This window comes from Mucilaginibacter achroorhodeus (assembly GCF_007846095.1).
Lineage (GTDB): Bacteria > Bacteroidota > Bacteroidia > Sphingobacteriales > Sphingobacteriaceae > Mucilaginibacter > Mucilaginibacter achroorhodeus.
In genome coordinates this window covers 1023519-1050065 of the sequence record NZ_VOEI01000001.1, presented here as the reverse complement: position 1 = coordinate 1050065, position 26547 = coordinate 1023519, and the positions used below count along the sequence as shown (strand labels likewise).

Genomic DNA, 26547 nt, shown 5'->3' with positions numbered 1-26547 from the left:
AACATCATGAAATTACCTTACCTCATCCTATTACTAGTCATTTTTGCCGGTTCGGCATCAGCGCAATCCTACTCTATCGAACGCAGTGTAAACATATTTGGCGATACTGTAGAAACTGTACGTGGTCCAGCTTTAAGGGTTATCCAGGAAACAACTATCCATCGCGATATTTTTGGTAACCGGGTTAGAACTACAAAAGACGACATGTACCGCACCGTTCAGGAAATTACTGAAAGCAAAGATATCTTCGGCGACAAGCAATTAAAAGTAACCAATGGATACGGGCGAACTTTGTATAGCATCGAAAACTTTACCGACATTTTTGGTGATGTAACCAGCAAAATTACCGATGGTGGAAATGTTGTTGCAACCATCAAGAGGTCTACCGATATCTTTGGCAATAAATCGGTAACCATTAATGATGGCCGCGGCCGGCTTTTGTCAAAAGCCGAATCATCTACAGATATATTCGGGAATAAGAAAGTAACTGTTACAGGCGATGGTGTACCGGAGATCATGAACTCGCCGTTGGTGTATGAATTTTTAAAATAACCGTAAAATAAAATCCTGCACAATTTGTGCAGGATTTTATTTTTAGTAATAGGTTCCGGCACTTTCCGGTTTAAAGGCACTGATCTCATCTAACCGGCCTTCTTTTAGTTTTTTCACCCATTCCGGGTCTTGTAACAATTGGCGGCCAACGGCTATCAGGTCAAAATCACCACGCTCAAACCTGCGGAGTAATTCTTCAAAACCAGCGCTCTCTGCTCCGGCACCTCCGGCAAAAAAGCTCGTAACATCTGCATTTAAACCAACAGAACCTACCGTTATAGTTGGTGCACCGGTAAGTTTTTTGATCCAACCGGCAAAGTTAAGGTCAGATCCATCAAACTCAGGTTCCCAATAACGTCGTTGTGATGCATGGAAAATGTCAACACCTGCATCCGCAAGCGGCTGTACCCAACTTTCCAATTCTGCCGGGTTATGAGCCATTTTTGCATTAAAGTCTATGCCTTTCCATTGCGATAATCTTAGTATGATAGCCATCTCTTCGCCAATGGCAGCACGGATAGCTTTTACAACCTCAACCCCAAAGCGGGTACGCTCTTTAAGGGTTTTGCCGCCGTATTCATCAGTACGGTTATTGGTTTTATCCCAAAAGAACTGGTCTATTAAATAGCCATGTGCACCATGTATCTCAATAGCGTCAAAGCCTATTTCTTTTGCGGACTTTGCAGCCTTGCCGAATGCCTCAATAGTATCCCGGATATCATTTAACGACATGGTTTCCGGGCCTTCAAAAGGTGCCGGCGGCTGCCATCCGTAAGGTGTATTGCCAACGTGCCATATCTGTGGCGCTATAGCACCGCCGTTTGCATGAACAGTATCTGCAATGTTCTTCCAGTTCTGTAGCGCTGCATTACCATGGAAATCGGGAATGTCCTTTTGATTCTTCGATGACGGACGATCAATGGTTGTTCCCTCAGTAACGATAAGCCCAACATCAGCACCGGCACGGCGGCCATAGTATTCCGCAACTTGCTCTGTGGGAACGCCATCCGGCGATTGTACACGTGTCATAGGTGCCATCACAAAACGGTTTCGTAAGTGGAGGCTTTTATAATTAAATGGCGAAAAAAATGCTTCGTAATTCATATTTAAAAATTTGATGATGCAAAGTAAATTACTTTGGTTTATATTTGTAACTAATATTGGTTATTAGTAGTAACCAATAGGTAACTAACGTAATTATGCAAGCTCAGAATCTGAAATACAGCAATTGCAACATGCAGCGGTCAATGGCTATTTTGGGAACAAAGTGGAAACCGATAGTGATCTGGGTATTACGAGAGCGTAAGGCGCGTTTTGGGCAGATAGCCGCCAGCATACACATCATATCACGCAAGGTGCTTACCACCACACTGCAGGAATTAGAGGCGGATGGCATAATTACCCGGGAGGAATATAAAGAACTTCCTCCGCGGGTAGAGTATGGGCTAACTGAGCGCGGCCAGGCTTTATTGCCTATCCTAAGGCAAATAGCGCAATGGAACGCCAGGTATTTTGGCGAGGAACTACCTCATCCGGAGCATGATGAAGACGTACTCTTAAACTGTTAAGAATCCCAGCCATCAAACAAGGCTTTTAAAATTTAGATATCAAATATATCCCGGCTACCATAAGCGCCCCTCCGGCCATCCTGCCTAAACTTAGCGGATGTTGCTGAATGCCAAACATGCCGTATTTATCTATAAAGAGCGACATGATGATGTTGGCTGTTATAGTAAGCCCTGCCAAGGTGCCTGCGCCAACTTTTTGCACAAACATTAACCCCACTATAACTGCAACAGAGCCTATTAATCCGCCCAGCGGTGCCCACCATGGCATGGTCATCACGCCTTCGCCGGATGGCAGTGGCCTTGGCAAACAAAGAAATACGCAGGTTAGTAGCGCCAACACCGGCAAAAATGAAACAACACTTGCCAGCCAGGGGTTACTTAACGATTTCTGCAGCGCCCCGTTCATAGGCGGCCCCCAGGCTTGCAAGGCGCCTGCAACTATGATTAAGGGATAAAGCCATATTTGATTATTATTCTCCATTGGGCTACTTTTTGGATTTATATTCTAAGCCGTTTGTGCTAAGTTTTTTAATGTGAAAAACTTCGTCGTTATGCTCATTTACAAAACCATCATCCATTCTTTTCACGGCGGTGATTTCCAATTCCGCTCCAGGTTTTATTATATCGCTTAATTCCTGGTCTTCTTTATGTACATGGAAGAGCTTATTGCCGTGTTTGATGCCTGTCAGTTCACCCTTTTTACCTTTAAGCAGCTCATATTCTGTTAAAGTAAGTGTTTCGGTCACTGGCTCATCTGCAGATTTCTGAGGTTTAAGATCCTTTATAACCAGTTCACCGGTGGGTATGCCGCTTATGGATACCAGTTTAAGTTTGGCTTTTTTGTCACCCGCGGGTTCATCTTTTTTTGTTTCAGATTGATAAACAACGGTGGCAAACGTACCTTCCACCGCATTGGTTTTAATGGTTTTAGCCGTATGCGGAGGAAAATTTATTTTAATGGCTTTTTCGTCTGTTTGTATCTCAAAGGCATCAACGTCTCCGTGTTTATTTGACAGATATTTTTTTACAACTCCGCTAACTTCTGTTTCTTGTTTTTCTAATAGTTCCATAATTAAATGCTTTTTAAACACTTAACTCCATACGGCTGATTTTAGTTGTAGCGGTTAGCTTAAATGAAGAAAAATTAATATCCATTGAACAGTACCGGATGACCTGATCAAAAGCTAAATACTTCGCAGAAAAGCTGCCGTTTAAATTGCTGATAAGCCGAATTTTTGCCTTGCTTGTGGCGTTACCGGCGTAAACAGATTTACAAGGTTGCTATCCGGGTCGCGAAACAAAAGGGAGCGGTTACCCCATGGCATAGTGGTGGGCGCCTGTACCAGCGTGTTGTCGATAACAGCTGAGATCTCCTCATATCGCTTGTCCACATCCTCAACAAGAAATTCGATGATCACAGAACGGTTGCTGGCTGGTTCCGCTATATGTTGGCCTCCAAATAGCGCTAACGTGTTAATGCTGCCAATGGCTAAGGTACCTGAAGATGTTTGCAGTTCCGCGAAATCGGGTGTGTACATAACTACCGTGCAGCCTGTTATGTCTTCATAAAATTTAACCAACGGCTCAATATCCCCGGTAATAATTCTTACTGATGCAAAATTCATGGTTGTTGTTATTTGTTAGTCCAAAATTCACACCTGGTGATGACAACCCTATGTCAGCAGTAAAGACTATGGTTAACAAAAAGGCAAACTAAATTGAACATGCTATTTACTGGTATGCGCTATATTTGGAGATTTACAATAGATATGAAGCTATCAAGGGTATTTTCGATGTTATGGGTAGCAATAACTACTTTTTTTGTAGTACATGGGCAAACCTCTTTTGACAAAGAAGGACATCGTGGCGGCAGAGGATTAATGCCTGAAAACACCATATCGTCCATGAAAAATGCTGTTGATCTGGGCGTTACGCTTGAGATGGATATATCTTTCAGCAAGGAAAAGCTACCCATCGTATCGCACGACCAGTTTATCAATCCGCGCTTTAGCCTTAAACCTAATGGCGATACCATCACTAATCAGGAAGCAAGATCATACAGGCTTTATGGAATGCCTTACGCCGAGATCAGGAAATTTGATGTGGGCAGCAAGTTTTACCCACTTTTTCCGCAGCAAAAAAAGATAAAGGAACATATCCCGGCATTGGCCGATCTGATAGACAGTGTTGAGGCCTATGCAAAACAAAAGGGCGCCAAGCCACCATATTATAATATTGAAACCAAAACATCGCCTAAAGGCGACAATGTTGAACACCCGGCTCCTCAGGAGTTTGTAGACCTGTTGATGGCCGTTATTATCAAGAAAGCCATATTGGATAGAGTAATTATCCAATCGTTTGATCCGCGCACGCTGGAAATAGTACACAAACAATATCCTAAAGTGCCTACAGCGTGGCTGGTGTCAAACAAAAAAAGCCTGAAAGAAAATCTTTCAAGCTTAAGTTTTAAACCAACCATCTACAGCCCCGATTTTAAAATGCTGGACAAGGAGATGGTTGATGAATGCCACACATTAGGCATTAAGGTTTTACCCTGGACGGTTAACAACGCAGATGACATTGCCAACATAAAAGCCCTGGGCGTTGACGGCATTATATCCGACTATCCCGACAGGCTGTAAAAAACAACATTACATAAGCGGTGCGTTTATGGTTTTAACCGGGTTGCCGCGTTCCAGCAAATTATGCTGCATCCATTGGCTTTGTTGCGCTGCCATGAGCTTTTCCGTTTGGGAAACCATTAACTTTTGCTCCAAGCGCACCAGGCACAGTTTTTTATTCTCCAATTGAGAGCGGCTGTCCATTGCCAATACCTGCAAACCTGTGGGTAAGTGCGTGCCGCGCACCGCCGATTCTACCTTATTAACATTTTGCCCGCCCGGGCCTGATGCGCGCGTAGTTTCAAACTTTACATCGTTAGCATTCCACTTTGATAATTGGGTGATATTAAAAGCCGCAATGCCAACAAACCAATTCTTGCGTTTATGAAATTTGCGAAAAGGGCTTTCTCCTATCCAAAGAATAGTACCTTCCCACTCCTTTATAAACTCAATAAGATTGTGCCCGGATGCAAGCATGGTGGCAGATAACATGGTGCCTTTAATTTCTGCAGGTTTGTTTTCCAATACTTCCAGGTCAATGCCCTTTAATTGGCCTTGTTTAAGCATCAGTTGCTGCACAAGGGCAACAACCCGGCAACATTCTGCCGGGCCCTTGCCTGATGTAATTTGTATGATCATCTTTTCCATACTTTATTACTCCTTGTTCATTCTTACTACCCTCGGGAAAAACTTGCCCTGTATATCAACCAGGTCATCCTGGGCAGCAATAACGGCATCTATATTTTTATAGGCCGTTGGGTTTTCTTCAACCGTGCCGCCAATTAAGGTTACACCTGCGTTATTCAGCAGCTTCTTCATTGCAGAAACCGTCATGCTGTCTTTTGCTGCCTGCCTGCTCATTGTCCTGCCCGCGCCGTGCGATGCTGAATACAAAGAGTCGGCCTTGCCTTTGCCATTTACTAAATAGGCCGGCGTTGTCATGCTGCCCGGTATAATACCAAGTTCGCCAGCGTGTGCGGGCGTGGCACCTTTGCGATGGATGATAACCTCGCTTCCGTCAACCAGCTTGTCTTTCCAGGCAAAGTTGTGATGGTTCTCAACAACATGCAGCGCTTTCAGGCCAAGCGCTTTTAACAGGTTGGCATGTATCCGTTCGTGGCAGGCTTTAGCATAGTCGCCTGCAAGGCTCATGGTTAGCCAGTATTCCTGTCCGGCTTCGGTGTCAAGGTCCAGCCAAGCTAATTGCTGCGCTTGCCGGGGCAGTTTGCAGGTGTTCATGGCAACTTGCGTATAATGCCTTGCAATAGATGATCCTAAACCGCGGCTGCCGGAATGACTTAACAATGCAGTGTACTTTTTGGCGGGTAGGCCTAATGTGTTACCGGCTAACAGTTCAATTTCACCAAACTCCACAAAGTGGTTTCCGTTGCCGGATGTTCCTAACTGGCGCACAGCTTTGCTGCGCAACGGCCTAAGCAGCGGTATCTCGTTAAATAGATGATGGTCCAACACTTCATGTTCTTGCCGGATGTCCAATCCACCTTCCATACCAAAATGGGTGTGGTATTTCAATGCCTGTTTTATCTGGTAATCATAACGCTGCAAAAAGCCGTCATTCTCATCCGCAATGGTAAGCGCCATGCGGCAGCCAATATCCATACCAACAGCATAGGGAATCACCGCATTGGCTGTGGCAAGTACCCCACCAATGGGCAAGCCAAAGCCCATGTGCGCATCGGGCATTAAGGCACCTTGCACACTTACGGGTAGATGCACCGCAAGATCCATCTGTTTTTTGGCCGATGCTTCTATGTGTTTGCTGCCGTACGTTTTGCAGAATACGGGTTCGGTTTTTAAATCATAAGCTTTAAACGCAGGTGCATCTGTTTTGCCGATGATCTTTTCGGCTATCCTGCCAGTCAATTCATTATCCAGATAAGTTTCCGGATCATTCTTAATGTTTACCAGCAGTTCTAACAATTCCTGCCGGCTATGATGTTTAAAGTTTTTAGATGCCACCCCAATTACCAGGCTGCGCAGCTGGTTATCATGATAGCCTATTTTACTTAGATCTTTTGTTCTTAAATTGCCCATTTGGCGTATAAAAATTGCGGGCTAAAAGCCCTGTAATGTTAAGGCCCGATGGATACTGCAACCATAAAGATGATTACTTTCTGATCCACCAGGTGTTAAAATTCTCTTGATTTGATCTTTGGCTTCCTTTCATCCTTTTAGTAAGGATATACCCTTTCGTGAGTGCTCAAACGATCAGTTATAGCAGGCAGGCAAAACAAAGCACAGGCGAACCCGGCATCTGTTCAATTATCTAAATAAAATATAGTAAAAAGGGATTGACCTGCCTGTTTAGGCAATGAGCGAAAGGGGCGATATGTAAACTTGCTCTGTCATGATTCCTCGATATTTAAAGGGTTACTTAATAAGGAATTGGCTGCAAATATATAAATAATTGTGAGGCAAGAGAAAATAAAAAAGACCTGCCATGTAGGGCAGGTCTTTTTCAATATTAATTAACCGATGGTTTCTTATGCAGATGCAATTGATAAAGGTGCTGCATCAGCTCTTTTGGCCGGTCTGTTTGCAGCACGGTTGCGCCATGTGCCAATAACCAATCCCAGCTGTCTTTGGTATTGCCTTCTTCAACGGCAAGGTCATCATCGTGCCCTGCGTTAAGTGACGCCCAAAGCGAGTTTAGCCAAACCTTTGCGCCGGTCTGCGTGATAAATCTATTATCCTTTAAGATTGATGAAGTATCGCTTTTAAAGTTCATTTCAAAAGCCCAGGGTTTCATGTTCTTCAGGTATTCGTTGATCACCATGCGGGCATCCGGTTTATCTAAGTTTACAACCGGCATATAAACTATACTATCTATAAGTGTTCCATACCGTGCTTTAAGTATAGGGTAGGTTACCTCGGCCTTAAAGATAGCCTGTTTAAGTGTACCTGTTTCTTTAAGCACAGCGTAAGCTTCGCGATAGTAGGCATAACTTTTATCAAGATTAACCCTCACAGGCTTACCTTTTAAGGCCAGCATTACTTCCTTAAATGTAGGAATGGTGTTTCGTGTAACACGGCCGAGACCGTTCTTAAGTCCGAATTTTTTGATCTCCTCCAAAGTATAGTCAGATGGTTTGCCTTTTCCGTTGGTGGTACGGTCAATAGTTTGATCGTGCATAATTACCAGTACGCCGTCTTCGGTAAGGTTAAGATCCAGTTCTACAATATCAACCCCCATTGCTGCGGCAGATACAAAACCGCGTAAAGAGTTTTCGGGGTTATTGCGCCAATCGCCCCGGTGGGCAGTTACTAATACTTTGTTTTGTGCAAATGTTTGGACTGACGCGAGGCATAAAGTTAGAAGGGCCAGTTTAAATTTCATCATTTGTAAAATTAAAAAGGGGGACTTGTAATCCCCCTGAATATATTATTTATAACCCGGGTTTTGGTACATTTTATCCGGGTTCAACTTGTACTCGTCAAACGGAATTGGGAAATATCTGTCTTTGGTACTAAAGTTAGCCAGCTTGGCTATGCCAAAATTAGCCTGACTTTTTGATTTAAAGAAGGCAACCAATTCATCAGTACTAAACGTGCGTAAAAGATCAAACCAGCGGTGATGCTCAAAAGCAAGCTCAACGCGGCGCTCGTGCAGGATAGCCAAACGCAGGTTAGGATACTTTGAAGCATACGTAGCGTTGTTTAGCGATGTAGCGTAATCCGGCATGCCTGCACGTACGCGTACCATGTTCAGGTAGCTGATAGCACCTCCTGTATCGCCCAGGTAATTGCTTACTTCGGCAAGCATCAGTATCACATCGGCATAGCGTATCAATATCCAGTCGTTACCGCCATAGCCAAGGTTTGAAGCGCCTGGACTTGCATCTCTGAATTTGGTGATGAAGTAATCCTTAACAATAGGGTCATTTGCAAACTTTACAGAGAATGCCATACGCGGGTCGTTAGCTTCGTAATCTTTGATCAGATCCGGCGTTACGTTACCGCCTACACCTGACGACGTTACCAACGAGTTGATGTTTTCTCCCTTAGCCTGGTTGTTAGCTGCAATTGAAGAGCTATAAGTAGGGTCTCCCTGTTTATTAACTATTTGCCAGATGATCTCCTGGTTAGTTGCCTTTTTGGTAACATCAAAAACATCTGCATAAGGGATGGTAGTAAGCGCGCCAAACTTGCGCACGTTATAAGCTGCAAGCAGATAGTTTTTTGCGTTATTAAGATTTGTGGCACGGTTTGCCTGGTCCTGGGTGGTTGCCATGGTGAGGTACACTTGTCCCAGTGTTGCATTGATGGCGGCTTTAGAAGCGCGGCCCAGGCCGGTGCCTGATTGCAGATCGGGCAGGTTGCTATTCAGTGCATCCTTAAGATCGGCAACAATCTGGTCATAAACTTTGGCTTCTTTCTCGCGGAAAGTATTTGCCGGAACGTCTGCATAACTCAGTTGTTTGGTAACCAACGGAACATCACCCCACATGCGAACCAGGTGGAAATACATTACCGCTCTTAAAAACTTCGCCTCGGCAATATATTGTTGCTTTTGCGCCGGATCGCTAAAAGTTACCTGGTCAATGTTGCTTAGTACAACGTTAGCACGAGAGATAGTGCCGTAAATTGACACCCAGTGGCTTTTAAGGTAAGTATTACTTGGCAGGATAGAGAAATCGCCAAACTGGAAAGGCTCGCCAGCGTTAGACTGGTTGTCATTTCGGCCGGTGTCATCAGAACGCTCGTCGGTCCACAAGCCGCTGTTCTCTCCAATATTGTTACTGCTGCGCAGTGATTGATAAATACCATTCACTGCTGAAAGAACATCAGACGGAGAGCGGAAACTCTCATCAAGTTCTATAGCGTTTGGATTTTTTTGATCCAGGAAATCTTTTTTACATGAGGGCATAGACAGGGCCAATAGGGCTGCGCTCATGGATATGATAATATTCTTTTTCATTTCTGTTATCATTTAAAATTAGAATGAAGCCCTTAAGCCAAGGTTGTATGAGCGCACAAGCGGGTAAACACCATAATCAATACCCGGCGCAAGGTTTGGTGGCTGGGTGTTGTTTGATGCACCGCTGCTAAAGTTGTAGTCAACCTCAGGGTTGTAGCCTTTGTATTTGGTAATGGTAAAGGCGTTAACTACGGAGCTATAAATCCTTAAGTTGCTCATGCCAATTTTGCCGGCAATGTTCTTTGGCAGGGTGTAACCAACGGTGATGTTGTTACAACGCAGGAACGATCCGTCCTGCAGATAAAAGGTTGATAAACGGGTACTGTTACTTTGCGTACCTGCGCGTGATGCACGGTAAACCGTACCATCACCAGGGTTAGCAGCATTGCGGTAACGCTGTGCAACATCGGCGTACTGGTTGCCGGATCCTTCCATATTGTACAGATAGTAATCTTGTCCATCCAACACCTTATTGCCTTGTGAGCCGTTGAATGATGCACTCAGGTCAAACTTTTTGTAAGAAGTATTAAGCGCGAAGCCGTACGTGAAATTTGGGTAAGGGTTACCAATAACCGTTTTATCAGCGTCGTTAACCACGCCATCGCCATTAGTGTCCTGGAAATAAAGATCGCCAACGTGCAGCGGGTTTGATTGTGATGCTGATGGCGCAACTTTGTTGATGTTCTCAGGCGTAACCATGCCGGCTACTTTAAAGCCGTAGAACATACCAACAGGCTGCCCTTGCTGGGTAATGTTGGTTAAGTAAGAGCGTTCTGCACCATTAATGATAATGGTGTTTCCGCCGCTAAGCTTGGTTACTTTGTTGCGGTTTATAGATATGTTACCGCTTAAATTCAGGTTGAAGTCCTGGCTGCTTATCAAACGACCGTCCAATTGGAGATCTAAACCGGTGTTACGTATCTCACCATTCTTTAAATTGGTAAGGATAGTAGTAGCGCCTGATATGGCAGAGATTGGCTGGTAGTATAAAAGGTTGTACGACTTACTTAAATAGTAGTTAGCAATCACCGATAAACGGCCCTTTAGCAATCCAAACTCGGCCCCAAAGTTGTACTGAGAGGTAGATTCCCAGCTAAGGTTAGGGTCTGTTAAGCCGTTAGGGTAAGTTGCTGAAGCAACAGAACCAGGTGAACCAAATACTACACCGGTAGGGTTTGATAACGTTTGCAGGTAAGCATAGTTAGGGATATTGTAGTTGCCGCTTAAACCCCAGCTCGCCCGCAATTTTACGGTAGATTGTTCGCCTAACAAATTGTTATAAAAATCTTCCTCAGAAAGCGTCCAACCGGCTGCTACTGATGGGAAGTAACCATACTTGTTATTGGTACCAAAACGCGCCGAGCCATCAGCCCTGAATGAACCGGTTAGGAAATATTTACCGGCATAGTTATAAGCGACGCGGCTAAAATATGATAACAGCGTAGTTGTTGATTTACCGGTATTGTTGTTAAGTGTAAAGAAAGCAGCATCAGCACCCTTACCTGTTATCTCAGGCACGTTATCGTTTTGGAAGCCTTTTGCAGTTACACTCAAAACATCACCGGTAGTTTTTTGGATGGTATAACCTGCCAATGCATCTATCCTGTGTTTGCCAAACTGTTTGTTATAGTTTAAGGTAAACTCGGCCAGTTGGTCGTTAATGGTTGTGGTTTGAGCTGTTGCAGTTGCTGCAGCAATTGCCTGTGGCGATCCCGGAGGGTTTGCGCCGCTGCTAAGCGTGGTTGGCAAATAGTAATCGTATTTTTCGTTGTAGGTATTGGTACCCAGGTTGGCCTTAAAGGTAAGCGCATCTATAATTTTATAGCTTGCAGCTGCGTTCACGTTTGTGCGGTAGCCTTTCCTGCTTATTTTCGTGCGGGTTGCCAAAGCAACCGGGTTTTCTATGCTTTGATAACCATAAGCTGATGATTCTGCCGCGGCCCTGTTAGTAGCCAAAGAGCCATCTGCATTATAAGCCGGGAAGTAAGGCATATAAATAAGCGCACCAAGGATAGGGCCATGGTCAAAACGGCCTTCCTGGGTTTCGCGGTTATAGTTTTGCGTGTACGATACGTTTGCTGTAACGTGCAATCTTTTGTTAATGTCAGATTCTATATTAGAACGGAAGTTATAACGCTCCTGGCCTGATGCTACAATGATACCCGGCTGGTTCTGGTAAGCGCCGCTAACATAATAACGGGTTGCGTTTGTACCGCCGGAGAATGCTAAGGTATGTTTCTGGAAAAGCGTATTGCGATACAACTCATCCTGCCAATCGGTATTTACGGTTTGGTGGATAAGCGATTGCGTTGGGAAATCGTAAATGTAAGTAGGGATCTGCACGCTACCGGCATTACCAACATTGGCTACCCGGGTAGCATTAACATCAGAGTACATGGCATCGTTCCAAACGTGGCCTGTATTCTGCCAAAGGTCTTTGTAAGCATTGTTTCGGCCATCAATAACCAATTGGGCAAACTGGTCTGAGTTAAGCAGCTTTACTTTTTTAGCAAGCTGATCGCTGCCCACCTGAACATCGTATTCAAATTTGCTTTGACCTGCCTTACCGCGTTTGGTAGTAATGATCACTACACCGCCTGCAGCTCTTGAACCATATATAGCGGCAGACGCAGCATCCTTCAATATGTCTATAGATTCAACATCTTCGGGGTTGATGTAAACATCATTATTGGCAGGGTATCCGTCAATAACGTATAATGGATCTGAACTGGCGTTGAATGACCCCACACCTCTTACACGTATTTTGGTGGTTTGGTAAGGTGCGCCGCTGGTTTGTGCTACCTGCACGCCGGCAACTTTACCCACCAGGGCCTGGCCAAGCGTTGGTGCAGCAAGGTTAAGCTCGCTTGCTTTTACGCTGGATATAGCACCCGTAACATCACTCTTGCGCATGGTTTGGTAACCAATAGCAACAACCTCGTTAAGCATGTTAGCCTGCGGGGCAAGTTTAATGCGTAGTGCCTTGCCATCATAAGTAACTTCCTGGTTGATGTAACCGATAAAGCTGAAAACAAGCACAGCACCTCTATCAGCATTAATAGAGAAACGTCCCTGCGCATCAGTGCTGGTGGCAATGGTGGTATTTTTTACTTTTACGGTAACGCCCGGCAAGGGCTGGTTAGTTTCGTCTAACACGGTACCGGTTATGGTTTCAAAAGCCGGGGTTTTAGTGGATGCCTTTATGGCAAAAGCGGGTATAGCAAACATCATCAGCATAACTACGGTTATACCGGCAAATGCCTGCTTCAAAAGATTGACAGTAATCTTTTTTTGCATACATTTAATTATTAATTGTTAAAAGACTTGTAGTGTAAGTTGATTGGCAAGTGATCACTTGAACCGGACAATTGTTGGCGCAACTCCGGTTTTTGTGTTTTATAGCCTGTGATTAATACGGTTAGAAGAAGTGTTACATAGGCAATGTGTTTAACAATTTTGGAATAAGTAAACAAAGAGTTAGCTGAAATAGCAAACGAAGGGGTGTGCTGTTGCTATAATGGCAACAAAGCTACCGCCGCTGTCTTAACAAAACAGCGCTAATAGATTAATTTTCTGTTAAGAAAAAGGGTGTTTACCAACTCGTGTTGGTGTAATTAACGTTGTTTTTGCGGGAGGATGTTACTGCAATACCTTTGCTCCCATCAATAAAAGTGAAGCCTTCAAGTTCATCCTGGCGGCTATCAATGTCAATCTGTTTGATAACCTGCATGGTACCTGTATCTACAGACTTTTTAAGATCCACATAGGTTAAGCGCCATTTGCGGCCTTCTATCTGGTTTTGTGTTAATATCAGAATACCCTTTTTTGCAACCCAATGCAGGTTTTGTACCCATGGCGAGCAAGTGAATTTTTTGTACAGCACGCCCGGCTCAGATGTTTTGGTGCAACGGGCAAGTTTTTCAGGGTCATACAAACGCACCTCGTTGCCTTTGTTGCCGTAGTCGGCGGTGGCTACATACCATTTGTTGTTATATTTCACATATTCCGGGCGGGTCCCCTGTATGCAAGCATCATCTTCAATAGTGCTGATGAGATTGCCATCCAGCGTGCCGGTCTTTTGCAAACCGGGCCAGTTTACGAGGTATATCACAGCTTTCCACTGCGTACCTTCTTTATTTAACCGGATAGAGTTGCCTATGAAAACTTTGTCGCTGCCATTATAAGCTATTCCCGTAGGGTGGCCAATAACGTCCTGTCCGTTTTGGGTAAGTTTATATTCCTTGTTGATATATCTCAGGCTATCTTTTTCCCATTTAAACTCGCGTATCATGCCTACCTCTCGGTCTCCGTATAAGAAAATACGACCATTTTGGTTTGATGCCCCCTGGCATGCCCCTAATGAATCTACGGTAGTTTCCCGGATGATAGTTGTATCAATACCTTTTATGATAAAGGCGCTTGATAACCCGGCGACAAGCAATGCGGCTGCAGCAAGTTTAAATTTCATAATAATATTTTATGGATCCAAAGGTTCATCGGCATCAATTTGCAGCGAGCTGATGGATGGATAAAATTCAAGTGAGGTTTCAGATAAGCGCCTGCCCAATTTGTAAGGCAGATATTTCAGCTCCTGTATACAGCGCTTATCCATTTTCTCTATAAAATCGTTCTGGTATTTGTCGGTTATAATAAGCCCCGGCTTACTGAAAGGCATGCCGTACCTGAAAACCAAACGGGCATCATTACGCAGGTTGGTGGTTGTGTGGCGGGCATGTGGATCAATAATAACCGCGCTGGCAGGCAGGTGGAGCGTGTTGATCATGTAGTGGCGCATCTCAACTGCTTCGTTGTTTTTGGTTTTAAAAGGATGCACGCTTCCGCCTGATACTACTACAAAGGGAGCCTTACCTGCAAAGTACTCCCGCGCAGCAAAGCGGCAGCGTAACATACCCTCGCCACTCAGCGGGGTAGTCAAATTATCCGGACCTGCACCCGGCACCAATATATGGCTGTAAGGGTAGGCCGCCCATTTTACTGTTTTTACTTTTTGAACGGCAGGCTTGTTTAAACCCGCTGCCATAGGCTCATAGAAGCCGGCATTGTTGCGTTCGTTTATTTCCAGGTAAGTAAGTGCAGCGTGCAGGGGTGCAGCAAAAAATACATCGGCTGGTTTAACGGCGTCAGCAACTTCTGTTGCCGCATCGTACATCAAAGTATAGTAGCTTTTTTTATTCACATCAAAGCTGATGGAATCTATCTGCGGATAATTGGGCTTTTTACCCTCGGCGTACACAGCAATAGTGAAATTAATAGCCGAGGCGTCTTGCTGCCAGGCCTTTATTAAAAGGTTTGCCGGCGTTTCATCTTTATAAAGGTTATAGCAGCCAGATGGAATGAGATGTTGCTTTACCAGCCTGTCCAAAGCATTACCGGTTTTGTACAGCGCACCTAAGCGTCGGCTTACCAGGTCTATTTCTTCGTTACTGAACTTGAGTGTGGCAGGCAGGCAAAGTCCGTCTTTACAAGTTTTCATGCCGTTCTTTAACGCATCTGTTTTTGCTTTGGCAAGGGTGGCAAGCTCTTTATCGGAGGTAAGAATCGCCTTAGCTTGCTTGTCATTTTCTATCAGCGTTAGCAGATAATAGTTTTTTGATTTTACCCAGCTGCCGCCGTCAACCAGTTTATAACCGGCTACAGCGCCATAAAACTGCGCATGGGTAGCGTTAGCAATAAAAAAAAGCGAAACAATGAGAAAGATCTTTTTCACAGGATAAAGAATTATGACAAAATAACCCGGGCGCAGTTAAATAATTGTTACTGCCGCATTACTATCGTATTATGTAATACAGATGTTACGGATATTAAAAAGGGGAAGAGGAAATTACAAAAACTTACCCAACAGAAAACCAATGATAAGCGCAACTGCAATGGCTGCCCAGCTGATGTAGAGTGTAAGTTTGGATTGATCTGCCTTTTTCTGCAGATCGCGTATTTGCGACTCGTTTGATAACTTGAGGTTTTGCAAGCGCATGTTTTGCTGCTGCAATTTTGCTAATGTACCCCCAACTTCAACAGGCTTTTGCTGCTCTTTTCGGTACAGCGCCAGGAAACCTCCCGATTTGATGAGTTTCTCGCCCTTGGGTTTCAATATCACCTTTTGAGGAATATCATAAGGGCCGTGTTCTCCGGTGACTTTGATCAACTCTTCGCGCAGCAATATCTGTATCATGGAAAATGCAGCGGCTTCATCCCCGTCAAAAAGGATCATCACCTGGTCGCGGGTAAGGCTGTCCGGAACGCCAAAGGCTTCCAGCAGGGCATCAAGCATTTCACATTCAAACTCATTCAGATCAGTCATCCTTACAAATTTCGTAATAATTCTGCATTGATAAATATAAAATATTATTCAACATGTCACTACGGGCAATTGAGCGGTAATCTCAACGCTGCAGACACGCTTGATCTTCCTGTGAGATGCCCCGTAGTCCCTATAGCCGTCGGTACTCCTCGCCATGAAATATTTTAAATGTCCTCTCGCAAAGATAAGCTGTAGATTTCCTTTACACCTTAACAAAAAGATTACCCTTAACCTTTAGCATCCTCGGCATAAAAAACTAAATTTGCTGCCCTAAAACATACTATCGTTATGAGTTTCAGAACCGAACATGATACCATGGGCGCGGTACAGGTGCCGGCCGATAAATATTGGGGTGCGCAAACAGAGCGTTCTCGTAACAACTTTAAAATTGGACCGGAAGCTTCCATGCCGAAGGAAATTATAGAAGCCTTTGCTTACCTGAAAAAAGCAGCAGCTTACACCAATACTGACCTGGGCGTATTGCCTGCCGAAAAGCGCGACCTGATAGGCCAGGTTTGTGATGAGATATTAACCGGTGCTTTAGACGCGGAGTTTCCGCTGGTGATCTGGCAAACAGGTTCGGGCACACAATCAAACATGAACGTTAACGAGGTGGTAGCCAACCGTGCACATGTGCTGCAAGGCAACAAATTGGGCGAGGGCAAAACCTTTATTCACCCAAATGATGACGTGAACAAATCACAATCATCAAACGATACATACCCAACTGCTATGCACATTGCTGCATATAAGATATTGATGGATGTAACCATTCCGGGGGTTGAGAAATTACGTGATACCTTACATGCAAAAGCGGAAGCTTTTAAAAACGTGGTTAAGATAGGCCGTACCCACCTGATGGATGCAACGCCGCTTACACTGGGCCAGGAATTTTCAGGTTATGTATCTCAACTTAACCATGGCCTTAAAGCTTTACGCAACACTTTGGATCACCTTAGCGAATTGGCTTTGGGTGGTACTGCGGTAGGTACCGGTATTAACACACCGCAAGGCTATGATGTTAAAGTGGCTGAGTACATTGCAAAGTTCACTAACCTGCCATTTATTACTGCTGAAAATAAATTTGAAGCATTGGCTGCGCATGATGCCATTGTAGAAAGCCACGGCGCTTTAAAGCAAATTGCAGTATCGTTAATGAAGATTGCCAACGATATCCGTATGCTGGCATCTGGTCCGCGTTCCGGTATCGGCGAGATCCATATTCCGGATAACGAACCGGGCTCATCTATTATGCCGGGTAAGGTAAACCCAACCCAAAACGAAGCTGTTACGATGGTTGCTGCCCAGGTAATGGGTAACGATGTGGCTATCTCTATTGGCGGCTCAAACGGTCATTATGAGCTAAACGTGTTTAAGCCGGTAATGGCTGCAAACTTCCTGCAATCTGCACGCTTAATTGGCGATGCATGTGTGTCGTTTACAGATCATTGTGCTGCAGGGATTGAGCCGAATTACGAGGGTATTAAAAAACACCTTGAAAATTCTTTGATGCTGGTTACGGCACTTAACCCGCATATTGGGTACGATAATGCTGCTAAAATTGCCAAGACTGCCCTTAAAGAAGGCACATCATTACGCGAGGCCGCCATTGGCCTTGGCTTATTGACCAACGAGCAGTTTGACCAATGGGTACGCCCTGAAAATATGATTGGTAGCTTAAAATAGCCCCCCGCCTCCCTGAAGGGGGAGTAGAATTTTTGGCCTCTTCCCTTTTACGGAAGAGGCTTTTGAATTATCAGAATACGGTTTATGAAAAAGCCTTCCGCCTTTTACCTTTCGGCTTTAACCTTCATCAGGAATGTCATGGTGAGCCTGTCGAACCATCACGGGCCGGGCCAACGCGCTACCCCGCAAAAAGCTAAGGGCGACGGACTGTTCGCTTGCGTTCTAAAACCTTTAGCCCTTTACCTTTTACCTTTCACCGTACTAACATCTGCCTGCAAATTTAACCCCGATACACAAACGCCGGGGCAAGCCTACCTGCAGGGTGAGTGGAAGCAGGACAGTGTAACAATGCAGCAACAGTTGGTTAATTATTCTTTATATAACCTTAAGTTTAACTGTGATTCGTTTTTTGTGCGGATAAATACCTTCAGCAAGGCCAACGCCGGTGCAGATAGTTGTACCAAAAGCGGCCATTGGACAGAATACGCCAAAGGTGTTTACGAGCAAAAGAATGATACCCTGCACGTACGCGGCATTTTCTGTAATGCAGATTACAGCTACAAAGACCCATCTGGCTGTTTGCGATCAGGCGTTTACGAAGAATATTTTAAGGTGACGAAAAAAGCAGATTCGTTAGTTCAACTTAGTCCAACATCCGGCGTGTTGCCTATTGATCTGAAGCTGATAAAAAGAAGTACTTGCATCCCAAAACAACTATAAAAATAAATGAAACTTAATTTAATAAAACGTATTGCTTTAGGCCTGGCTTTGTTATACCTGCCGGCGCAAGCTATGGCCTGGGGAACTAACGGCCACCGTATTTGCGGACAAATTGCCGATAGCTACCTAACACCAAAAGCCCGTAAAGCCATACAGGCCATCTTAGGTAACGAATCTATCGCCATTACCAGCAACTGGGCGGATTTTATCAAATCAGACCCCAAATACGGCTACCTGTATAACTGGCACTTCATCAACTTGGAAAAGGAAATGACCAATTCTGAATTGCAGGAGCATTTAAAGAACGATACTACAGCTGATGCCTACACAAAGATCAATTACCTTGTAGCCGAACTGAAAAAGAAAACTACCAGTAAAGCAGACAGGCTGCTTGCTTTGCGCATGGTTATCCATATTGTTGAGGATATACACCAGCCTATGCATACCGGCCATTTTGCTGATAAAGGCGGTAACGACATAAAACTAACTTGGTTTAACAACCCAACCAACCTGCACTCGATATGGGATAGCCAGCTGATAGATTTTCAGCAATTGAGCTATACAGAATATGTTGCATGGATAAACCACACCACCCTCGCACAACGCAACGAGTGGCAGAAGGCACCACTGAGCCAATGGATTTTAGAATCAAACCACCTGGCAGCAAAAATTTACGCAGGTGTAAAAGATGGCGACAAGGTGAACGTTTACCGTTACAATTTCGATTACATAGGTACGCTTAACGAGCAATTGGTTAAAGGCGGCGTAAGGCTTGCCGGGTTACTTAACCAGATATTCGGATAACAAAAAAGGAGAGCTAAACGGCTCTCCTTTTTTGTTGCTACCAGATCTTCACCCGTTTATCCGGGTCTATCCACATTTTGTCGCCTTTCTTTACACCAAACGCTTCGTAAAACTCAGGCACATCGCTGAACGGGCCATTCACCCGCAAGAAGTTTGGCGAATGCACATCCGTAAGTATCTGGTTTGATAGGGTTTCTTTGCGGCTGTGGCCTAACCAGCCCAAGGCATAACCTAAAAAGTAACGCTGTACCGGTGTTAAGCCATTAATGGTTTTGCCTTCTTTGTATTGTTTGGTCTTTTTAAAAGCATCAAGGCCGATGACTATACCGCCCAGGTCGGCAATGTTTTCGCCGAGGGTTGCCTTGCCGTTCACATGCAGGTCGTTCACCTTATAGCCGTTAAACTGTTTCACCAGCATATCGGCACGTGTTGCAAATTTGGCGGAGTCCTGCGGTGTCCACCAAGGTTTAAGGTTTCCTTTTTCATCAAACTGACGGCCTTCATCGTCAAAGCCGTGGGTTATCTCGTGGCCAATGGTTGATGCAGCGCCGTAGCCGTAAACCACCGCATCATCAATTTTATCGTCGGCAGTGCCCGGTATCGTAAATATGGCTGCCGGCAGCACTATCTCGTTATTAGATGGGTTGTAATAAGCGTTGTAGGTTTGCGGAGTCATGCCCCATTCTGTACGGTCAACAGGTTTGCCCAGTTTGCTCGCGTTAAACTTGCGGTCAAACTGTGCGCTGTTCATGATGTTTTGCACGTACTTGTGCTTATCTATCTCAAGGCCCGAGTAATTGCGCCAGTGATCAGGATAGCCTACTTTTGGATAAACTTTGGCCAGCTTCTCATAAGCGCGTTTTTTTGTAGCAGGGCTCATCCAGTCGAGTTTATCAATGTGATCTTTAAACGAAGTACGCACCGCCTCAACCATCTCCTCATAACGCTTCTTAGTTTTCTCCGGGAAATATTCTTTCACAAATATCTGCCCTAAAACTTCGCCCATAACAGCTTCCTCAACATCCAATACGCGTTTCCAGCGAGGTAATTGTTCTTTTTTGCCTGATATTACAGTGCCATAAAAACGAAAGTTCTCATCAGCAACAGCCTTATTAAGGTAAGGGCTAAATTCCTCAAGCAGGTTTTTGCGAAGGTAATTTTTCCAATCGTCAAGGCTAAATTTGGTAAGCGCAGCATTTACAGCGCGCAGATACTCCGGCTGGCCAACGATAACCGAATCCACTTTCTCATAGTAAGCTTTATCAAAGGTTGCCTTCCAATCTACCAGCGGAGATAATTTGCTTAAGCTGGCCAGCGGCATTTTGTTATAGTTATGGTAAGGGTCGCGCAGGTCCTGTAAAGTCCTGGAGCTGTCGGCCAGGAACTTTTCTATAGCATAGGTTTGCTGCGCTGCCTTTTTAGCCGCCTCGTTGTTATTACCTAAGAAATTGAATAACGCAGGAAGGTGCTTTTGCTGGTAATCATTACGCACTGCTGCGGTGTGCTCGTCGTTTTTTAAATAATAGTCGCGGTTGGGCAGCCCAATACCGGTTTGGTAAAGCTGCAGCATCATCTTCTCACTGTTGCGCTCGTCCTGTCCGGCGTAAGCGCCTATCGGCGTGTTTACGCCTATGGTAAGTAAGGTGGCGAAGGCATCAACCAGGCTTTTGGTATCTTTTATTGCGTCTATCCTGGCGAGCTGCTCTTTCAACGGTGATAAGCCCAATTTCTCTATGGTAGCAGTATCCATACCGCTGTAATAGAAATCGCCTATTTTTTGCGTGTTGGTGCCTTTGGCTGCATTGGCCTTCATGGCATCCTCGTTTATCTTACGCATCTTGTTACGCAGATCTTCCTGTACCATGTTAAAGATGCTCCAGGCCGAATAAGCGGCAGGTATCGGATGCTCCTTCAGCCAGGTGCCATTCGCATATTTAAAAAAGTCATCTCCAGGCTTTACGCTTTTATCTATGTTATGGATAACAACATCATTTTGTTCGTAAACCTTTTGCTGGTTATCGCAGGCGCTAAGCGCTAACAAAGCAACTGCCGTGGCGGCAAGCTTACTTCTGTTCAATTTTATAGGCATTTTCTTAATTTGTATTAAAATAGGTACAGCAAGTGTATGGTATAATAGATAAGTCTCAATAAATAGACGCCAATTTTCAGGATTTTTGTCCATCTCAAGGGTTCGCTAAAAGTAGCTACAAAATTTTTTAACTCAAAAAACATCACATTAAAAGTTGAGCGCGCAACAGTTAAGCAATTTATGTTTAAACAGGTAATACCCCTTTAACAGGTTAGTATTCAATGATAATCGATTTATTTGGTAGACTTTTAAACCCCGGTATTCCTAAAATGAATAACCAATCGTGTTTATAGCTACTGTTAGCAAAGCCCTGCATAGGTTTTTATGGCCTGGTGTTTGTTAAAAGCTAAACGGTCCTGCATACATCTTTGAAAAATATTTCATCTACCTGTGAAAAATTCTTTGAGTTGAAGGGCTTTATTTTGAATTCTCAGGCGCCCAAGTTGAGATGAATATGTTCTTTTATTTTGGGTTTAATCAATAGTTTAAATTAATTAGGGGAAAAGGGAGCTTCAAAAGAGCTCTCTTTTTTTGTGCTTACCTTTTTGCTATGCATGCATAACACTATATTTACATATGCATTTTGAACTAACCGAAGAACAGAAAATGATACGCCAGGCGGCGCGTGATTTTGCACAAACCGAATTGAAACCCGGCGTTATAGAACGCGACGAGCACCAGAAATTTCCTGCCGAACAAATTAAAAAGCTTGGTGAGTTAGGGTTTATGGGTATGATGGTATCGCCGCAATACGGCGGCAGCGGCATGGATGCAATATCTTATTCGCTTGTGATGGAGGAACTTTCTAAGGTTGATGCATCGGCCTCTGTTGTGATATCTGTAAACAACTCTCTTGTTTGTTATGGCCTGGAGAAATATGGCAGCGAAGAACAAAAACAAAAATACCTTGTGCCGCTTGCAACGGGCGAAGTAATAGGTGCTTTTTGCTTAAGTGAACCCGAGGCTGGTTCTGATGCGACATCGCAGCGTACTACGGCTATTGATATGGGCGACCATTATTTACTTAACGGTACCAAAAACTGGATCACTAACGGTAATTCGGCCTCTACCTATATTGTTATGGCACAAACCGATGCCAGCAAAAAACACCGCGGTATAAATGCGCTGATAGTAGAGAAAGGTATGGAAGGCTTTACCATTGGCCTCAAGGAAAATAAAATGGGCATCCGTGGGTCTGATACACATTCATTGATGTTCAGTGATGTGAAGATCCCCAAAGAGAACCGTATAGGGGAAGAGGGCTTCGGTTTTAAGTTCGCGATGGCTACTCTTGAAGGTGGCCGTATCGGTATCGCTTCACAAGCCCTGGGTATTGCTGCAGGTGCTTACGAGTTATCTGTACAGTATGCGAAAGAGCGGCAATCTTTCGGTAAGCCACTTGCCGATCACCAGGCCATTCAGTTTAAACTTGCAGACATGGCCACTGAGATAGATGCAGCCCGTTTGCTTTGCCACCGTGCGGCATGGCTAAAAGACAATGGCCAGCCCTACGCACAAGCCGCGGCAATGGCCAAATTATTTGCATCAGAAACCGCGATGCGCACTACTGTTGAGGCAGTGCAGATACATGGCGGATACGGATATGTTAAGGAATACCACGTTGAAAGATTGATGCGCGATGCCAAGATCACACAGATATATGAGGGTACATCAGAAATTCAGCGTATTGTAATATCACGTGAAGTGTTGAAATAGTTTAACTGAATTTGCTACTTTTGAAAAGTATACAAATTTAGTAGACTTTTTTCGACCATGATCAAAAAGATATTCACCAGCGCAGCGTTTGTAGCTGCGTTGTTTCAAATAAGCGTTGCGCAAACCAAAATACAAACCGGCGTTTGGCGCGGGGTACTTAAAACCGCCTCGGCGAACGAGATCCCTTTCAACTTTGATGTTACTACCACCGGGAACAGCCAACAGCTCTACATCATCAATAGTACAGAGCGCTTTAAGGTTACAGATTTAAAAACCAAAGGCGATTCGGTACTGATCAAAATGCCTTTGTTTGACTCAGAGTTTAAGCTTGTCCGCAAAGGAAAGCAACTGGTTGGCCAATACATTAAACATTTGGGTGAGAAAGATGTTCCCATGGACTTTGTTGCTACGCCCGGCCAAAAGTGGCGTTTCTTTGACAACCCCGCCAGAGCTGATAGAAATGTGAGCGGCCGCTGGTCGGCAATTATTGGAGAAGGCGATGGCCGCGACACCACCGTTGGTGAGTTTAAACAAACCGGCCAAAAGGTTACCGGTACATTTTTAACCACCACAGGCGACTATCGTTTTCTGGAGGGTACTGTAAATGGCGATAGCCTTTACCTATCCTGCTTTGATGGCGGGCATGCTTTTCTATTTAAAGCTAACATTACAGATAATAATACCATCACCAGCGGGCAGTTCTATTCAGGCCTAACAGGCAAAACTGCCTGGACAGCAGTACGTAATGAGAATGCTAAGTTGCCCGATGCATACTCTTTAACAGCACTTAAGCCGGGTTATAAAAAGATAGATTTTACATTTAAAGATCTTAGCGGAAAGCCGGTATCATTAAGTGATGCCCGTTTTAAAAACAAAGTGGTGATACTGCAGATAATGGGGTCATGGTGCCCTAACTGTATGGATGAGACCGCTTATATGGTAAACTACTACAAAAAGTATCACAGTCGTGGGGTAGAGGTTGTTGGTTTGGCTTACGAGCGCACCAAAGATTTTGCAAAATCTCAAAAAGCCGTTACCCAGATCAAAAACCGCTTTAACGTGCAGTATCCATTATTAATAACAGGTTACACCAGCAACAAAGAAGAAACTGCCAAAAGCCTGCCTGCACTTACCAAAGTAGTTGGCTTCCCTACTACGATCATTATTGATAAAAAAGGCAACGTACGTAAGATCCATACAGGCTTTAACGGCCCGGGCACAGGTAAGCACTACACCGAGTTTATAGCTGAGTTTGAAAAACTAACTGATGACCTGCTTGCAGAGAAATAGGCAAGATTTTGTTAAAACAATTTTCAAACAAAGCTGTATTAGGTATCAACTTGTTACTTTGTTGTGCTTTTAATGTAGGATTAATTACAATTAATCCTTCGCCGCTGCACAGCGCTTTTTGTAACATTGCGCAAATACTGATACTTGACAGCCTCTGCCAAAAAGATACTCTCGTACCTGCTTAAAGCATCTATACTTGTTTTAACGGTTCTGTTCGTCTATAATAAACTGCTCACTAAGAACGATAGTTTGCAACAGTTTAAGGTGTTAACATCTGCTATCGGCAGAAACCAGGTGATATATACCATGGCAGTTGTAGTATTGCTGATGGTGGTTAACTGGTTGCTTGAGAGTTTTAAGTGGCAATATCTCGCCAGGAAATTAACGTCTATTACTTTATGGCAAGCTGTAGAGGCAGTTTTCTGCGGCCTTTCATGGGCTATATTTACCCCTAACCGCATTGGTGAATATGGTGGCCGCGTAATGTTTTTGCCAAACCGTAAGCGTATACATGGTGTATTTGCTATGGCTGTTGGGGCATTTGCTCAAAATGTGATAACCAACCTGGTGGGTATTTTGGCCTCACTATGGTTTGTATGGCATTTTCTTGACTGGAACATTTGGTTATTTGTGGGCGTTGCGGTTATCTCTATCACTTTCCTTGCCGTATTCCTGATGTTATACTTTAAGATAGGCACACTGATAAGCTGGCTGGATAAGATCAGCTTCCTCAAAAAATTCCGCCGTTTTTTTGACATCATGGGGCGGTATAATAAAGATGAACTGCTAAAGGTATTTGGCTATAGCCTTGCCCGTTTCTTTGTGTTCTCGTTCCAATATTATTTGGTTATTCATTTGCTGTTGCCTACCCTGCCGTTCTTTGAAATGATGATGACGGTAATGGTTTTCATATTTATCCAGTCGGCCATGCCATCGCTTGATCTGCTGGATATAGGCGTGCGCAGCTTTACGGCCATGCATTTATTTTTGTATATAACCAACCAGCAAATTGCTATTATTGCAGCGGTATCTTCTATCTGGCTTATCAACCTGATCATACCTGCCATTATCGGTTCTGTATTCGTATTTAAATTGAGATTCTTTGATCGTACTGCATAGTTCTGTTTCCTTATTGCTGACAGCCTTGTACCTGTTAGTAGTTGCTTACCTGATAAAAGGATGGGCAGCTTTAAAGCGCACCAAGCTTGATGGTGCACCGCTGCAAACACCCATAACCGTACTCATTGCAGCACGTAATGAAGCTGAGCGTATCCATTTAACCATTGAGGATATACTTGATCAGGATTATCCTAAACATCTAACAGAGATCATCATTGTTGATGACCACTCTACAGATGATACGGCCAATATTATCCGCAGTTATGCAGACCGTGGCGTAAAGCTGCTGCAGCTTAATGAAGACAAACCACTCAATTCTTATAAAAAGAAAGCCATTGCCGAAGCGATAAGCCAGTCGACCGGAGACCTGATGATATGTACCGATGCCGACTGCCGGATGGGTACCAAATGGTTATCTACTGTAGTGGCCTATTATGAAACTGAAAAGCCTGTAATGATCTCGTCGCCGGTTACCTATTTTGAAGAAACATCATTATTTGAGCGACTGCAGACATTGGAATTTAGTTACCTGATAGGCATCGGGGCTTCATTTATCGGAAACGGAAGGGCATCTACCTGTAACGGGGCCAACTTTGCTTACCGTAAAGACGTGTTTTATGAAGTAGGCGGCTTTAAAGGGATAGATGACCTTGCCTCCGGCGATGATGAACTATTATTGCAAAAAGTGGCAGAAGTATATCCGCATCAGATAGGCTTCCTCAAAAATCAGGAGGCGGTTGTCTACACGCACGCCAAACATACGCTCAACGAATTTTTGCAGCAAAGACGCAGGTGGGCATCAAAATCAACCAGGTATAAAGATAAAAAGGTAGTTGCACTGGCTGTTTGTATCTGGCTGTTTAACCTATCATTATTGGTCAACTTTGCACTTGGTTTCTACAATGTCAATTACATGATATTGTTCCTGGTGCAATTCATGCTCAAATATTTAATTGAGGTAGCATTTTTATTGCCTATTACCGGCTTCTTTAAGCGGCCGCAGCTGGTTTCGTTATTGATCATTCTTGGGCCTATCCACATTTTATATTTCGTATACGTGGGCCTGATGGGCAATACACGCAGATACGCCTGGAAGGGCAGGGTGGTAAGGTAGCGGTGTGATG

At 44.2% G+C, this 26547-nt stretch carries 23 protein-coding genes; 10 read left to right on the top strand and 13 right to left on the bottom strand.

The window, feature by feature from the left end:
* Window positions 1–6 precede the first annotated feature (6 nt).
* Window positions 7–552, top strand: a complete 546-nt coding sequence (locus FPZ42_RS04870) for a hypothetical protein (protein ID WP_146269346.1) — start codon at window positions 7–9, stop codon at window positions 550–552.
* Window positions 553–594: 42 nt separating this feature from the next.
* Here the strand turns inward: FPZ42_RS04870 and FPZ42_RS04865 are convergent, their stop codons facing one another.
* The gene (locus FPZ42_RS04865; RefSeq protein ID WP_146269345.1) at window positions 595–1656 is read right to left on the bottom strand and encodes an NADH:flavin oxidoreductase; all 1062 of its coding nucleotides are present in this window, start codon (window positions 1654–1656) and stop codon (window positions 595–597) included.
* Between the two features lie 95 nt (window positions 1657–1751).
* Here FPZ42_RS04865 and FPZ42_RS04860 point away from each other — a divergent pair, with 95 nt between their 5' ends.
* Complete coding sequence (locus FPZ42_RS04860) at window positions 1752–2120, top strand: winged helix-turn-helix transcriptional regulator (protein WP_255563255.1); 369 nt, start codon at window positions 1752–1754, stop codon at window positions 2118–2120.
* A 25-nt stretch (window positions 2121–2145) separates the two neighbouring features.
* Here FPZ42_RS04860 and FPZ42_RS04855 read toward each other — a convergent pair whose 3' ends face one another.
* From FPZ42_RS04855 to FPZ42_RS04845, 3 genes are all read right to left on the bottom strand, one after another.
* Complete coding sequence (locus tag FPZ42_RS04855) at window positions 2146–2601, bottom strand: DMT family transporter (protein WP_146269344.1); 456 nt, start codon at window positions 2599–2601, stop codon at window positions 2146–2148.
* Between the two features lie 4 nt (window positions 2602–2605).
* A complete protein-coding gene (locus tag FPZ42_RS04850) occupies window positions 2606–3190 on the bottom strand; it encodes a hypothetical protein (protein WP_146269343.1) in 585 nt (194 codons plus the stop codon).
* Between the two features lie 141 nt (window positions 3191–3331).
* Window positions 3332–3745: a VOC family protein gene (locus FPZ42_RS04845; protein ID WP_146269342.1), complete on the bottom strand. Its 414-nt coding sequence runs from the start codon at window positions 3743–3745 to the stop codon at window positions 3332–3334.
* Window positions 3746–3889: 144 nt separating this feature from the next.
* Between FPZ42_RS04845 and FPZ42_RS04840 the strand changes: the two genes are divergently transcribed.
* A complete protein-coding gene (locus FPZ42_RS04840; RefSeq protein WP_261382221.1) occupies window positions 3890–4762 on the top strand; it encodes a glycerophosphodiester phosphodiesterase in 873 nt (290 codons plus the stop codon).
* A gap of 9 nt (window positions 4763–4771) precedes the next feature.
* Here FPZ42_RS04840 and prfH read toward each other — a convergent pair whose 3' ends face one another.
* From prfH to FPZ42_RS04800, 8 genes are all read right to left on the bottom strand, one after another.
* Window positions 4772–5389, bottom strand: a complete 618-nt coding sequence (gene prfH / locus FPZ42_RS04835; protein ID WP_146269341.1) for a peptide chain release factor H — start codon at window positions 5387–5389, stop codon at window positions 4772–4774.
* A 6-nt stretch (window positions 5390–5395) separates the two neighbouring features.
* On the bottom strand, window positions 5396–6796 hold the full coding sequence (locus FPZ42_RS04830; protein WP_146269340.1) for an RtcB family protein: 1401 nt from the start codon (window positions 6794–6796) through the stop codon (window positions 5396–5398).
* A gap of 430 nt (window positions 6797–7226) precedes the next feature.
* On the bottom strand, window positions 7227–8099 hold the full coding sequence (locus FPZ42_RS04825; protein WP_146269564.1) for a glycerophosphodiester phosphodiesterase family protein: 873 nt from the start codon (window positions 8097–8099) through the stop codon (window positions 7227–7229).
* Between the two features lie 45 nt (window positions 8100–8144).
* The gene (locus tag FPZ42_RS04820; protein ID WP_146269339.1) at window positions 8145–9680 is read right to left on the bottom strand and encodes a RagB/SusD family nutrient uptake outer membrane protein; all 1536 of its coding nucleotides are present in this window, start codon (window positions 9678–9680) and stop codon (window positions 8145–8147) included.
* Between the two features lie 18 nt (window positions 9681–9698).
* Window positions 9699–12977 (bottom strand): SusC/RagA family TonB-linked outer membrane protein, encoded by a 3279-nt coding sequence (locus FPZ42_RS04815; RefSeq protein ID WP_146269338.1) that lies wholly within the window; start codon window positions 12975–12977, stop codon window positions 9699–9701.
* A gap of 295 nt (window positions 12978–13272) precedes the next feature.
* Window positions 13273–14148: a hypothetical protein gene (locus FPZ42_RS04810; protein ID WP_146269337.1), complete on the bottom strand. Its 876-nt coding sequence runs from the start codon at window positions 14146–14148 to the stop codon at window positions 13273–13275.
* 9 nt (window positions 14149–14157) lie between these two features.
* Window positions 14158–15408 (bottom strand): YdcF family protein, encoded by a 1251-nt coding sequence (locus FPZ42_RS04805; protein ID WP_146269336.1) that lies wholly within the window; start codon window positions 15406–15408, stop codon window positions 14158–14160.
* Between the two features lie 114 nt (window positions 15409–15522).
* The gene (locus FPZ42_RS04800; RefSeq protein WP_146269335.1) at window positions 15523–15999 is read right to left on the bottom strand and encodes a hypothetical protein; all 477 of its coding nucleotides are present in this window, start codon (window positions 15997–15999) and stop codon (window positions 15523–15525) included.
* Between the two features lie 288 nt (window positions 16000–16287).
* Here FPZ42_RS04800 and fumC point away from each other — a divergent pair, with 288 nt between their 5' ends.
* The 3 genes from fumC (at window position 16288) to FPZ42_RS04785 (ending at window position 19209) form a co-directional block, all read left to right on the top strand.
* On the top strand, window positions 16288–17685 hold the full coding sequence (gene fumC, locus FPZ42_RS04795) for a class II fumarate hydratase (RefSeq protein ID WP_146269334.1): 1398 nt from the start codon (window positions 16288–16290) through the stop codon (window positions 17683–17685).
* An 84-nt stretch (window positions 17686–17769) separates the two neighbouring features.
* The gene (locus FPZ42_RS04790) at window positions 17770–18405 is read left to right on the top strand and encodes a fumarate hydratase (RefSeq protein ID WP_146269333.1); all 636 of its coding nucleotides are present in this window, start codon (window positions 17770–17772) and stop codon (window positions 18403–18405) included.
* Window positions 18406–18411: 6 nt separating this feature from the next.
* Window positions 18412–19209, top strand: coding sequence for a S1/P1 nuclease (locus tag FPZ42_RS04785; protein WP_146269332.1), 798 nt, complete (start codon window positions 18412–18414; stop codon window positions 19207–19209).
* Between the two features lie 37 nt (window positions 19210–19246).
* On the opposite strand, the gene FPZ42_RS04780 is transcribed toward FPZ42_RS04785, so the two are convergent.
* Window positions 19247–21298: a M13 family metallopeptidase gene (locus FPZ42_RS04780; protein ID WP_146269331.1), complete on the bottom strand. Its 2052-nt coding sequence runs from the start codon at window positions 21296–21298 to the stop codon at window positions 19247–19249.
* A gap of 576 nt (window positions 21299–21874) precedes the next feature.
* Here FPZ42_RS04780 and FPZ42_RS04775 point away from each other — a divergent pair.
* The 4 genes from FPZ42_RS04775 to FPZ42_RS04760 all read left to right on the top strand — a co-directional run bounded on the left by FPZ42_RS04775 (window position 21875) and on the right by FPZ42_RS04760 (window position 26537).
* A complete protein-coding gene (locus tag FPZ42_RS04775; protein WP_146269330.1) occupies window positions 21875–23014 on the top strand; it encodes an acyl-CoA dehydrogenase in 1140 nt (379 codons plus the stop codon).
* 57 nt (window positions 23015–23071) lie between these two features.
* Complete coding sequence (locus FPZ42_RS04770) at window positions 23072–24304, top strand: peroxiredoxin family protein (protein WP_146269329.1); 1233 nt, start codon at window positions 23072–23074, stop codon at window positions 24302–24304.
* 144 nt (window positions 24305–24448) lie between these two features.
* Window positions 24449–25423 (top strand): lysylphosphatidylglycerol synthase domain-containing protein, encoded by a 975-nt coding sequence (locus FPZ42_RS04765; protein ID WP_146269328.1) that lies wholly within the window; start codon window positions 24449–24451, stop codon window positions 25421–25423.
* Window positions 25407–26537 (top strand): glycosyltransferase family 2 protein, encoded by a 1131-nt coding sequence (locus FPZ42_RS04760; protein ID WP_146269327.1) that lies wholly within the window; start codon window positions 25407–25409, stop codon window positions 26535–26537. Before FPZ42_RS04765 ends, FPZ42_RS04760 begins: the two co-directional genes overlap by 17 nt.
* The last annotated feature ends 10 nt before the right edge of the window (window positions 26538–26547 follow it).

Excerpts from the sequence above, each read along its gene's own strand:
- FPZ42_RS04825 (WP_146269564.1), bottom strand. The coding sequence starts at position 8,099 with ATGAAATTTAAACTGGCCCTTCTAACTTTATGCCTCGCGTCAGTCCAA.
- FPZ42_RS04870 (WP_146269346.1), top strand. The coding sequence starts at position 7 with ATGAAATTACCTTACCTCATCCTATTACTAGTCATTTTTGCCGGTTCG.
- FPZ42_RS04850 (WP_146269343.1), bottom strand. The coding sequence starts at position 3,190 with ATGGAACTATTAGAAAAACAAGAAACAGAAGTTAGCGGAGTTGTAAAA.
- FPZ42_RS04790 (WP_146269333.1), top strand. The coding sequence starts at position 17,770 with ATGAAAAAGCCTTCCGCCTTTTACCTTTCGGCTTTAACCTTCATCAGG.
- prfH (WP_146269341.1), bottom strand. The coding sequence starts at position 5,389 with ATGGAAAAGATGATCATACAAATTACATCAGGCAAGGGCCCGGCAGAA.
- FPZ42_RS04840 (WP_261382221.1), top strand. The coding sequence starts at position 3,890 with ATGAAGCTATCAAGGGTATTTTCGATGTTATGGGTAGCAATAACTACT.
- fumC (WP_146269334.1), top strand. The coding sequence starts at position 16,288 with ATGAGTTTCAGAACCGAACATGATACCATGGGCGCGGTACAGGTGCCG.
- FPZ42_RS04775 (WP_146269330.1), top strand. The coding sequence starts at position 21,875 with ATGCATTTTGAACTAACCGAAGAACAGAAAATGATACGCCAGGCGGCG.
- FPZ42_RS04785 (WP_146269332.1), top strand. The coding sequence starts at position 18,412 with ATGAAACTTAATTTAATAAAACGTATTGCTTTAGGCCTGGCTTTGTTA.
- FPZ42_RS04800 (WP_146269335.1), bottom strand. The coding sequence starts at position 15,999 with ATGACTGATCTGAATGAGTTTGAATGTGAAATGCTTGATGCCCTGCTG.
- FPZ42_RS04855 (WP_146269344.1), bottom strand. The coding sequence starts at position 2,601 with ATGGAGAATAATAATCAAATATGGCTTTATCCCTTAATCATAGTTGCA.
- FPZ42_RS04820 (WP_146269339.1), bottom strand. The coding sequence starts at position 9,680 with ATGAAAAAGAATATTATCATATCCATGAGCGCAGCCCTATTGGCCCTG.
- FPZ42_RS04780 (WP_146269331.1), bottom strand. The coding sequence starts at position 21,298 with ATGCCTATAAAATTGAACAGAAGTAAGCTTGCCGCCACGGCAGTTGCT.
- FPZ42_RS04810 (WP_146269337.1), bottom strand. The coding sequence starts at position 14,148 with ATGAAATTTAAACTTGCTGCAGCCGCATTGCTTGTCGCCGGGTTATCA.
- FPZ42_RS04865 (WP_146269345.1), bottom strand. The coding sequence starts at position 1,656 with ATGAATTACGAAGCATTTTTTTCGCCATTTAATTATAAAAGCCTCCAC.
- FPZ42_RS04845 (WP_146269342.1), bottom strand. The coding sequence starts at position 3,745 with ATGAATTTTGCATCAGTAAGAATTATTACCGGGGATATTGAGCCGTTG.
- FPZ42_RS04860 (WP_255563255.1), top strand. The coding sequence starts at position 1,752 with ATGCAAGCTCAGAATCTGAAATACAGCAATTGCAACATGCAGCGGTCA.
- FPZ42_RS04815 (WP_146269338.1), bottom strand. The coding sequence starts at position 12,977 with ATGCAAAAAAAGATTACTGTCAATCTTTTGAAGCAGGCATTTGCCGGT.
- FPZ42_RS04770 (WP_146269329.1), top strand. The coding sequence starts at position 23,072 with ATGATCAAAAAGATATTCACCAGCGCAGCGTTTGTAGCTGCGTTGTTT.
- FPZ42_RS04830 (WP_146269340.1), bottom strand. The coding sequence starts at position 6,796 with ATGGGCAATTTAAGAACAAAAGATCTAAGTAAAATAGGCTATCATGAT.